Here is a 239-nt window from a genome sequence, read left to right on the forward strand (position 1 = left end):
ATATTCGCCTTTGGTTTCCGTCGGCATGAGGCGGGCCTGGCCATCGAAGGTGCAGGCTTCGTTGAGATCGGCTTCAAATACCCATGTTCCGGCCAGAACGGGGTCAGCGGGCGGGGTGTCTTCCTGCCCGAGGGCAGATGGACCTGCAACCAGCGCAAGTGCGCCAGTGAGGAGCGCGGCGCGGGCGCGGATCATGAAATGCCTTCCTCGGCGCGGATAAACTCAACCGGCGCAGTGGC

The 239-nt window shown here is 63.6% G+C and carries 1 protein-coding gene; it reads right to left on the reverse strand.

Annotated features, from left to right (window positions below; all coding sequences use genetic code 11):
- The coding region (locus tag O4H31_RS19610) for a hypothetical protein (protein ID WP_269348190.1) at nt 1-195 on the reverse strand (195 nt) is incomplete at its 3' end.
- Nucleotides 196-239: the final 44 nt, after the last annotated feature.

It is taken from the genome of Sulfitobacter dubius, from assembly GCF_027214245.1.
GTDB lineage: Bacteria > Pseudomonadota > Alphaproteobacteria > Rhodobacterales > Rhodobacteraceae > Sulfitobacter > Sulfitobacter dubius_A.